Annotated in this window: 7 protein-coding genes; 5 read left to right on the top strand and 2 right to left on the bottom strand. The window is 63.9% G+C overall.

The annotated features are described in order from the left end of the window. Positions 1–101 precede the first annotated feature (101 nt). Positions 102–839 carry a TorF family putative porin gene (locus tag ACSFE6_RS29370; protein WP_435430878.1) on the bottom strand — a complete coding sequence of 246 codons (738 nt, stop codon included), beginning with the start codon at positions 837–839 and terminating at the stop codon, positions 102–104. 84 nt (positions 840–923) lie between these two features. Further along, on the bottom strand, positions 924–2666 hold the full coding sequence (locus tag ACSFE6_RS29365) for an amidohydrolase (RefSeq protein ID WP_435430877.1): 1743 nt from the start codon (positions 2664–2666) through the stop codon (positions 924–926). 103 nt (positions 2667–2769) lie between these two features. Between ACSFE6_RS29365 and ACSFE6_RS29360 the strand changes: the two genes are divergently transcribed. The 5 genes from ACSFE6_RS29360 to ACSFE6_RS29340 all read left to right on the top strand — a co-directional run bounded on the left by ACSFE6_RS29360 (position 2770) and on the right by ACSFE6_RS29340 (position 9654). Next, positions 2770–3696: a LysR substrate-binding domain-containing protein gene (locus ACSFE6_RS29360; RefSeq protein ID WP_435430876.1), complete on the top strand. Its 927-nt coding sequence runs from the start codon at positions 2770–2772 to the stop codon at positions 3694–3696. Between the two features lie 229 nt (positions 3697–3925). Further along, positions 3926–4543, top strand: coding sequence for a transcriptional repressor LexA (gene lexA, locus ACSFE6_RS29355; protein WP_435430875.1), 618 nt, complete (start codon positions 3926–3928; stop codon positions 4541–4543). Beyond that, on the top strand, positions 4543–5160 hold the full coding sequence (gene imuA / locus ACSFE6_RS29350) for a translesion DNA synthesis-associated protein ImuA (protein WP_435430874.1): 618 nt from the start codon (positions 4543–4545) through the stop codon (positions 5158–5160). Before lexA ends, imuA begins: the two co-directional genes overlap by 1 nt. A 7-nt stretch (positions 5161–5167) precedes the next feature. Beyond that, a complete protein-coding gene (locus ACSFE6_RS29345) occupies positions 5168–6583 on the top strand; it encodes a Y-family DNA polymerase (protein ID WP_435430873.1) in 1416 nt (471 codons plus the stop codon). Continuing rightward, the gene (locus ACSFE6_RS29340) at positions 6559–9654 is read left to right on the top strand and encodes an error-prone DNA polymerase (protein ID WP_435430872.1); all 3096 of its coding nucleotides are present in this window, start codon (positions 6559–6561) and stop codon (positions 9652–9654) included. The genes ACSFE6_RS29345 and ACSFE6_RS29340 overlap by 25 nt, the downstream gene beginning before the upstream one ends. Positions 9655–9780 lie beyond the last annotated feature (126 nt).

The raw sequence follows: 9780 nt of genomic DNA, 5'->3' as shown, positions 1-9780 counted from the left end.
CCCCCCCCCCCCCCCCACCCCCCCCCCCCCCTCCCCCCCCCCCCCCCCTCCCCCCCCCCCCCCCCCCCCCCCCCCCCCCTCCTACAGGGGACTCGGGGTGGTCAGAAGGATTTGCTGATGCTCGCCACCACCGTCGCGCTGCACACATCATCGAAGCCCCAGTTGCTGGCGCACTGGCTCTTCGAAAGATCGGTATCGATGTAGCTCAAACCCAGCATCACACCGGCAAGCTCATGGGTCAGCTTGACCTCCCATTCGCGATACGAATCTTCAGCTTGGCCCGAGCTCGAATACAGGTGCGGGTCCTTGAAGTCCATCAGGCCATAGCGCAGTTGCAGGCCGACGTCGTGGGGCAATTGGGTTTCGTAACCGATATAGCTGTAGAGCGAGTTCTGCTGACTGTCGATGCCCGGCGCATCGTCGGAGTAATAGGCCGCGAGCTTCACCCCATAGACGCTGAGAATGCCGTAGACCTCGCTCTGGTTGAACTGACTCTCTTTCGGGTAAGCGTATTTGAGATAGCCGACATCCAGGCTGACGTCATCGGTGGCTTGCCACAGCCAACCGCCGTAGTAATCGATTTCCTGACGGGTTTTCAGGCCGCCGCCAAAGTCGACGTTGGAACTCCACGCGCCCAGGTACAGGCCGCTGCTGTGGGCGAGGGTTGCGCCGGCCTGTACGGCAGGATCGTTCTGGGTCTGCGAGATGCCGCGGGTGCGGTAGTCACTGGCCAGGGTCACGTCCAGCAGCAGGGCGAAATCATCGTTCAGGGGCACCGCCTGGCTGCTCAAGGGCAGCAGGCTCAAGGAACCGAGGGCGAACAGGGTCAAGGCTTTCATGGGAAGTCCCGTTATTGTGATTGTTTTGGGGCGCGAGGAAACCTGGGGGCCAGCAGGCTGGCTCCCACAGGGAAAACAGTGCTGCTAGAGGGTAGGGGCGTAAACCTGGCGACCGGCGAACCAGGTTTGCAGCACTTGGGTGTCGTGCAGGACTTTGTTGTCGACGCTGAACACATCGCGATCGAGCACGATGAAGTCCGCTTGCTTGCCGGCGCTCAACGAACCGATCTGCTTGTCCAGGCCAATGGTCCGCGCGGCATTGAGGGTGTAGGCGTAGAACATGGTTTCACGGTCCAGTCGCTCATCGGCGTTGAGCACACCCAACGGACCTTCGCGGGTGATGGCCTGGGCCATGGCATTGAACGGATTCGGCGAAGACACCGGCCAATCGCTGGCCCCGGAGATCGTCGCGCCTTGCTTGAGCAACGAGTGCGCCGGGTATTGATAGCGGAAGGCTGCGGCGCTCACGTAGGGCTTGATCATGTCCGTGGTGTAGTCGTCGGCGCTGGCCCAGAGCAGTTGCATCGAGGCGATGACATCCAGCGGTTTGAAGCGGGCGAATTCCTTCGGGTTGACCATTTGCAAGTGGGTGATGGAGTGGGTCACGCCGCTCTGACGATCCTTGCGCGCCTGTTCGATGCCGTTCAGGGATTCGCGCACCGCCCGGTCACCGATGGCGTGGATGTGCACCAGCCAGCCCCGTTGATCGATGGCGCTGACCAGCTCGCCGAAATGCTTGGGATCGATCAACAGTTCGCCCTGTTTGTGTGAGTTGCTGTAAGGGTCGATCATCGCCGCGCTCTGCGCCGGGTATTCGATCACCCCATCGGCGAAGATCTTGACGCCCGGCAGGGTGAGGTTGGGGACGTCCTGAAACTGTTGTCGGACTTTGTCGAGCGTATCGAGATCCGCCGGCACGCTTTTCGGATTGGCCACCAGCAGCGCGGCGACGTGGGCGGTCAGGCCGCCGCTTTGCGACAGCGCCTTGTACGCCGGCAGCACGCCGACGGTTTTTTCCGTGGGTTTGAGGGCGAACACCGGCTCGCCCGGCGCGGCGTTGGCGGCGGGGTCCATCCACGCGGTGATGCCGACGCTGTTGTTGTAACGCACGGCGGTTTGCGCGGCCTTGAGCATATCGGCGGCACTCGGCACCGGCATTTTCGAGGCGACCCGGTCCCAGCCGGCGTCCACCAGGAAGCCGTTGGGGGTGCCATCGGCGAGTTTACCAATGGTGTCTTTTTCAGCGTCCGGGAGGTTTTTCAGTAACTGAGCATCGATACCGGCGCGCTTGAGCATGACGTCGTTGGCCCAGGCCGTGTGGTGGTCGCTGCCGGTAAAGACGACGGGCACGCTGGCCCATTCGCCGCTGTTGAATTTCTTGCCCAACGCCTCGGCCTGCGCCCAGTAGGCCGAGCTCATGCCGGCCACGCTCAATACATCACCGTGCCGGGCCTTGCCGTCGTCACGCCAGGCGCGCAGGCGTTTCTCCAGTTCGTCGAGCTCGACCACTTCGTCTTCCATGTTGGCCGAGACCATTTCCAGACCGCCAAAAATCGCGTGGGAGTGGCTGTCGATCAGGCCTGGCATTAAGGTTTTGCCGCCCAGGTCGATGACGCGGGTTCCCGGCTCGATCAACGGTTTGATCTGAGCATTGCTGCCGACTTGCAGCACTTTGCCATCCTTGACCGCCAATGCCTCGACCTTGGGCTGAGTACGGTCTGCGGTGAAAATCTTGCCGTTCAACAACACCAGATCAGTCGTCGCCATGGCTTCCAATGAGGCAAAACTCACGGCGGCCATCAATAGATTCGGGATGAATCTTTTCATTGAATGTTTCCTTGTTATTGCGTCTGATGGCCAGAGTAGTGGCTTGTTGCGGCCCGAAGAATGCCTCGCCCGCGAAAAACGGTTTTGCCTGAATGGAAAAAATATGGACAAGTTGGGTGCACTGAAAATGTTTGTGGTCACGGCGCAACTGGGCAGCTTCAGTCGCGCCGCCGAGCAATTGGGCAAGACCCCGTCGGCCCTGACCAAAGCGGTCAATCACCTGGAGGCAGAGCTTGGTGCACGGCTGTTCGAGCGCAGCACCCGGCGGATCTTGCTGACGGAATCAGGAAGGCTCTATCTGGACACCGCGCGTCAGGTGTTGCAGCGACTGGACGAGGCCGGCGAGGAAATCGAGCAGTTGCAGCACGGCCTGCGCGGCGACCTGAAAATTACCGCGCCGCTGGCCTATGGGCAGGCGTTTCTTGATCAAGTGTGTGGCGGTTTTCTTGAGCAATTCCCGCAAATCAACCTGCAAGTGGATCTGTGCGACGACTTCGTCAATCTGTTGGAAAGCGGCTACGACCTGGCCTTGCGCGAAGGTCACGATGACTTGCCGGGGCTCATCGCCCGGGTGGTCGGCAGCAATCGCCTGGCGCTGTGTGCAAGCCCCGGGTATCTGGCGCGCAAGGGGCTGCCGGTCATCCCGCAAACCCTCGATGAGCACGAATGGCTGTTGTATCGCCATCCTTTGCTCAGCCGCGAATTCTGGTGGGCCGAGCGTGACGGTCAGCGCCTGAGCCTGCCGCAGCCTCAATCACCACGTTTGCGCAGTGACAATTACGATTTGTTGCTGGCCAACGCCCTGGCCGGGCGCGGGCTGCTGCACACACCGTTGTGGAGTGCCGCACCTTACCTGGCCGACGGACGACTGGTGCGGGTGATGGCCGACTACGACATCGACCCCGACAGCTTTGGCCCGCACATTCTGGCGGTGTACCCGAGTCATCGACGGGCCACGGCCAAGGTGCTGGCGTTCATTGATTACATCGCAGGGTTTCTGGCGTCCCGGGGTTTGCATACAGGCGCGTGACCTGTGGGAGCGAGCCTGCTCGCGAAGACGGAGTGCCAGGCAGCATCAATGTTGAATGTGCCGGCCTCTTCGCGAGCAAGCCCGCTCCCACAGGTATTGGCTTCAAACACAGAATTTGTGAACGACTTCGACCACTGTGGGAGCGGGCTTGCCCGCGGATTCTGCTATCCCCGCAGTTCCTACACACGGCATTAACGGTGCTTGTAAGAAAATTCGCAAAAGAGTACAAATGTACTCCATGACGACTCTGACTCCCCGCCGTACCGCCATCCTGACCTTTATCCGCGAACGCATCGCGGAGCACGGTCAGTCCCCGAGCCTTGCTGAAATCAGCGAGGCCTTTGGTTTTGCCTCCCGTAGCGTGGCGCGCAAGCATGTGCTGGCGCTGACCGAAGCCGGTTTCATCGAGGTCAACCCGCATCAGGCCCGGGGCATTCGCCTGCTCGGGCAGCCGCCGCGCCCCGAATTGCTGGATATTCCAGTCCTCGGTCGGGTCGCGGCGGGTGCGCCCATCGGTGCCGATGCCGAGGTCCACAGCCGCTTGCTGCTCGACCCGTCGATCTTCTCGCGGGTGCCGGACTACATGCTGCGGGTTCGCGGCGACTCGATGATTGAGGACGGCATTCTCGATGGCGATCTGGTGGGCGTGCACCGCAGCCCCGAAGCGCTCAACGGCCAGATCGTCGTGGCGCGCCTCGACGGCGAGGTCACCATCAAGCGCTTCGAGCGGATTGGCGAGACGGTTCGCCTGTTGCCGCGCAACCCGGCCTACCAGCCGATCATCGTCGAAGCCGACCGGGACCTGGCCATCGAAGGGGTGTTCTGCGGTTTGGTGAGGCAAGGCTGATGGGTGCCGTCGTTGCGCTGGATACGCTGTTCAATGGCGGCCAGGTCTGGAAGGGCCGGCCTGCGCCGCCGGCCGCCAGCCCGCAACCTACCGGGCATGCCGCGCTGGATGCGGCGCTGCCCACGGGGGGCTGGCCGGAAGCGGCATTGACCGAAATCCTCCTGGCCGGGCAGGGCGTGGGCGAGTTGCAATTGGTATGGCCGGCGCTGGCGCGGTTGTCAGCGGCGGGCGAGCGCATCGTGCTAGTGGCGCCGCCTTGTGTGCCGTACCCCCAGGCCTGGCAGAGCGCCGGGGTCGATCTGCGCCAGTTGTCGATCATCCAGGCCAGCGAACGCGATGCGCTGTGGGCGACGGAACAATGCCTGCGTTCGGGCAGTTGCGGCGCCGTGCTGTGCTGGCCGCATAAGGTCGACGATCGTGCCTTGCGCCGTTTGCAGGTGGCGGCGGAAACCGGTTCGACCCTGGCCTTTGCCTACCGCTCGATCCATGAAGCAATCAACCCGTCACCCGCGGCCCTGCGCATCGCCATCGATGCCAGGCCTGCGCAATTACGCGTGCTCAAGTGCCGGGGCGGGCTGGCCCGTTCGGCGCCGATTGCCTTCCCCGTGGGGCATTGAGGTTGTCATGCGCTGGGTGTGCATTCTGTTCCCGCAATTGGCGCTGGACGCGGTACTGCGTCAGCGCACCGATCCCGACGAGCCACTGGCGCTGCTGACCGGCCCGGCGCAACGCCGGGTATTGCAGGCGGTCAACGGCCCGGCGCGCGCCTTGGGTCTGCGCCCCGGCCAGTCCATGAGCGCGGCTCAGGCTTTGAGCAAAGGCTTCGCCACCGCCGAGTACGACCTCGCCGACATCGAACACTGGCAGCAATTCCTGGCCGCCTGGGCCTATCGCTTCAGCGCCCAGGTCAGCGTGCATTACCCACGGGCGCTGGTGTTCGAAATCGAGTCCAGCCTCGGATTGTTCGGCTCGTGGGCGCAGTTCGAGGCACGCTTGCGCACGGAACTGACCGAGTTGGGCTTCCGTCACCGTATCGTCGCCGCGCCCAACCCGGTGGCGGCGCGGATGCTGGCCAACGCCTACGACGGTCTGGTGGTGCCCGACGATCAAGCCTTGCAGTATCACTTGGGGCAGTTGCCCGTCGACCGGGTTGGCCTGGAGCCCAGTGTCGCCACTGCCTTGTCGCGCATGGGGTTGCGCACCTTGAGCCAGGTGCAGGCGTTGCCCCGGCAGAGTCTGGCCCGGCGTTTCGAGGCGCAGGTGCTCAAGCATCTGGACACCTTGCTCGGCGCGCGGCGGCTGGCGTTGGCGTTCTATCTGCCGCCGGATCGTTTCGACGTGCGCATTGAGCTCAATTACGATGTGCAATCCCATCAGGCCCTGCTGTTTCCGTTGCGCCGGTTGACCGGCGATCTGTCGGCGTTCCTCTGCGGCCGCGACAGCGGGGTGCAGCGCTTCGACCTGCATCTGGAGCATGCGGGGCTGCCGGACACCCTGATCAAGGTCGGCCTGCTCAGCGCCGAGCGTGATCCGGCCATGCTGTTCGAATTGGCCCGGGGGCGCCTGGAGCAGGTTCAGGTCGAGGCACCGGTGCGCGGGTTTCGCCTGCGCGCCGAAGACTTGCCGAGCTTCGTGCCGCAGTTTCAGGAGCTGTTCGATGACCGTCCACAGCAGTCCTTGCCCTGGGAGCAGTTGCGCGAACGCCTGCGCGCGCGGCTGGGGGATGAGGCCGTGCATGGCCTGCGGTTTCAGGCCGATCATCGCCCCGAGTGCGCATGGCAGGCCCGTGCCGACAGTCAGCCCTGCGGACCAATCCCCACGGTGAAGCGACCGGGCTGGTTGCTGACGGAACCGCTGGCGGTGCATGAACACTCCATGCGCATCCTGATGGGACCGGAACGGATCGAGTCCGGCTGGTGGGACGGCGAAGACGTGCGCCGTGATTATTACCTGATCGAAACCCGAGCCGGCCAGCAAGGCTGGGCCTGGCGTGCGGTCGGTGAGGACGGCCCGTTGTGGTTGCAGGGCTGGTTCGCATGAACGCCGGATATGCCGAGCTGCACTGTCTGTCGAACTTCAGTTTCCAGCGCGGTGCCTCCAGTGCCCTTGAGTTGTTTCAGCGGGCCAAAAAGCAGGGCTATCAGGCGCTGGCGATCACCGACGAATGCACCTTGGCCGGGATCGTCCGCGCCTGGCAGGCGGCGAAGTCCGTGGAGTTGCCGTTGATCATCGGCAGCGAGATCCGCATCGAGAACGGCCCGAAACTGGTGTTGCTGGTGGAGAACCTCGAGGGTTACCAGACCCTGTGCCGACTGATCACCCGGGCCCGCCGCCGTACGCAGAAAGGTCAGTACCAAGTCTTAAGCGAGGACTTCAGCGAGCCATTGCCCGGCTTGCTGGCGCTGTGGGTGCCGGACGCGATGGGTGACGTCGAGCCGGGACGCTGGCTGAAACAGGTGTTCGCCGAACGCCTGTGGCTGGCCGTACAGCTGCACCGTGGCCAGGACGACACCCGGCGCCTGCACGATCTGCTGGCCCTGGCCAGGGAACTGGACATCCCGGCCGTGGCCAGCGGCGATGTGCACATGCACGCTCGCGGTCGCCGTGCCTTGCAGGACACCATGACCGCGATCCGCCATCACCTGCCGGTGGCCGACGCCGGATTGCGCCTGCACCCCAATGGCGAGCGGCATCTGCGCGGCCTCGACGTCCTGCGTGAGCTCTATCCGCCAGCCTTGCTCGACGAGACAGGGGTCATTGCCCGGCGCTGCACGTTCGAGCTCGGCCAGTTGCGTTATCAGTATCCGCGCGAGTTGGTGCCCGAAGGGCACAGCCCAACGTCGTGGCTCAAAGAGCTGACTGAACGTGGCATTCGTGAGCGATGGCCCGCCGGTGCAAGTGAAAAGGTGCGTGGGCTGATCGATAAGGAGCTTGGGCTGATCGCCGAGCTGGGCTATGAGAGCTATTTCCTGACCGTTCAGGACGTCGTTGCTTTCGCCAAACGCGAAAAAATCCTCTGTCAGGGGCGAGGCTCGGCGGCCAACTCGGCGGTGTGCTTCGCCTTGGGCATCACCGAGATCGATCCGGACCGAATGAACATGCTGTTCGAGCGTTTTCTCTCCAAGGAGCGCGACGAGCCGCCGGACATTGATGTGGACTTCGAGCACGAACGCCGCGAAGAAGTCTTGCAGTACGTGTTCAACCGCTATGGGCGGTCACGCGCGGCGCTGACCGCCGTGGTCAGCACTTACCACGCCGCCGGTGCGGTGCGCGATGTGGCCAAGGCGCTGGGACTGCCACCGGACCAGATCAATGCCCTGGCCGCTTGCTGCGGTCACTGGAGCGACGAAACCCCGCCCGTGGAGCGCTTGCTGGAGGGCGGTTTCGACCCCGAAAGCCCGGTGCTGCGCCGGGTGTTGAGTCTCACCGGGCAACTGATCGGCTTCCCCCGACACCTGTCCCAGCACCCCGGTGGCTTCGTGATTTCCGAGCAGCCGCTGGACACGCTGGTGCCGGTGGAGAACGCGGCGATGGCCGAGCGCACCATCATTCAATGGGACAAGGACGATCTGGACGCGGTCGGCCTGCTCAAGGTCGATATCCTCGCCTTGGGCATGCTCAGTGCGATTCGTCGTTGCTTCGATCTGTTGCGCCGTCATCGCGGCCGGGATTTGAGCCTGGCGACGATCCCCTCCGAAGACGCGCAGACCTACGACATGATTGGCCGCGCCGACACCATCGGCGTGTTCCAGATCGAATCACGGGCGCAGATGTCGATGCTGCCCCGGCTCAAACCGCGCAAGTTCTATGACCTGGTGATCGAGGTGGCCATCGTCCGGCCGGGGCCGATTCAGGGCGGCATGGTGCATCCGTACCTGCGGCGCCGAAACAAGGAGGAGCCGGAGAGCTACCCGTCGCCAGAACTGAAAGTGGTACTGGAAAGAACCCTCGGCGTGCCGCTGTTCCAGGAACAAGTGATGCAGATCGCCATCGTCGCCGCCGACTACAGCCCCGGCGAGGCCGATCAGTTGCGCCGTTCCATGGCCGCCTGGAAACGCCACGGCGGGCTTGAGCCGCACAAGGAACGACTGGCCGCCGGCATGAAGAAAAACGGCTACAGCGCAGAGTTTGCCGCGCAGATCTTCGAGCAGATCAAGGGCTTTGGCAGCTACGGTTTTCCCGAGTCCCACGCCGCCAGTTTTGCCTTGCTGACCTACGCCAGTTGCTGGCTCAAGTGTCACGAACCGGCCGCCTTTGCCTGCGCACTGATCAACAGTTGGCCGATGGGCTTCTACAGCCCGGACCAGATCCTGCAGGACGCACGCCGGCACCATTTGCAGATCCGTCCGGTGGACGTGCGCGCCAGCGACTGGGATTGCAGCCTGGAACCGATGGCCGGCGCACAACCGGCGATCCGGCTGGGCCTGCGGATGATCAAGGGGTTTCGCGAAGACGATGCCCGGCGCATCGAGGCCGCACGGTCCAAGGGCGCTTTTGCCGACATCGCCGACCTCGGAGAAAGGGCGCGACTGGATGCCCGTGCCCAGGAGCAACTGGCCGATGCCGGTGCATTGCGCGGGTTGGCCGGTGATCGCTATCGGGCACGTTGGGAAGTGGCGGGGGTGGAGAAACAGCTCGGGCTGTTTGCCGGGTTGCCCCGGCAGGAGGATGCAGTGGCGCTACCCAAACCCACGGTCGGCGAGGACCTGCGTGCCGACTACGCCAGTGTCGGCACCACCCTCGGGCCGCACCCGCTGGCCTTGTTGCGCGGTGAACTGAAAGCCCGGCGTTGCCGCAGTTCCAAAGAGTTGCTGGAGGTCGAGCACGGGCGCCCGGTGAGCGTCGCCGGGCTGGTCACCGGGCGGCAACGACCGGGCACCGCCAGTGGCGTGACCTTCGTCACCCTGGAAGACGAGTTCGGCAACGTCAACGTGGTGGTCTGGCGCGACCTGGCCGACCGCCAGCGCCGGGTACTGGTGGGCTCACAACTGCTCAAGGTCGACGGGCGCTGGGAGAAGGAGGGCGAAGTACGCCACCTGATCGCCGGGCGCTTGAGTGACCTCAGCCCACTGCTCGACGGCATCACCGTGCGCAGCCGGGATTTTCATTGATCCCACAGGTTTTTGTGTCGTGCTCAAATCATGCAATCAACACAAAACACTGTGGGAGCGGGGTTGCCCGCGAAGGCGTCGGCACACCCCCCCACCCACGTGCCCTACCCACCCCTTTCTGGGGGA

Source organism: Pseudomonas baetica (assembly GCF_051216495.1).
In the GTDB taxonomy this organism is placed as follows: Bacteria; Pseudomonadota; Gammaproteobacteria; order Pseudomonadales; family Pseudomonadaceae; genus Aquipseudomonas; species Aquipseudomonas baetica_B.
Note: the sequence above shows the minus strand (reverse complement) of the source record. Positions and strands in the feature narration are given on the sequence as shown.